At 51.0% G+C, this 512-nt stretch carries 1 protein-coding gene; it reads right to left on the reverse strand.

Annotation, left to right across the window (positions count from 1 at the left end; translation table 11 throughout):
* On the reverse strand, nt 1-512 hold a 512-nt coding region (locus OC23_RS12235), incomplete at both ends, for a carbohydrate porin (protein WP_038345136.1).

Below are 512 nucleotides of genomic sequence, written 5' to 3' on the forward strand. Positions count from 1 at the left end.
GGTGTCCAGACCAGTTCCGCCGGGATAATCGCCCCACGTGAACCATCTGTACTTAAGTTAAAGCCCTTGCCTCGTTGCAGGTTTTCCGGGTTGTATTCATAAGCACCTATTTGTGCATATAAATCTGGCTGCAGGTTGTATTTGACCCGTAATGCCCACTGGCTCACTGGCCAGTTGTACCATTGGTCGCCAACCCAGTTGCCCACTTGCGAACCGCACAATGCCAGATTCTGGAAATCACAGTCAAAGCTGTTAAAGTCTTCAGCCTGACCAAAACGACCAACTTTAATATCCAGCGCCTGATCCAGGAATTTCTTTTTAATCCACAGGTCGGTCAAACGCCAGGTCTGGCCACGTCCCCAAACTTCTTGAACGGAACTCAAGTGCCCCTGCAGCCCGTCGGCGGTTTGTGACAGCGACTGGCCATCACGATAGGTCACCGTGATCTGGGCTTCGGTATCTTGCCACCCCAAGATCTTGTTCAGATCAAAGTGTGTACCTAAAGCCAGTTG

Origin of the sequence: Acinetobacter sp. A47 (genome assembly GCF_000805455.1) — a bacterium.
Classification (GTDB): Bacteria; Pseudomonadota; Gammaproteobacteria; order Pseudomonadales; family Moraxellaceae; genus Acinetobacter.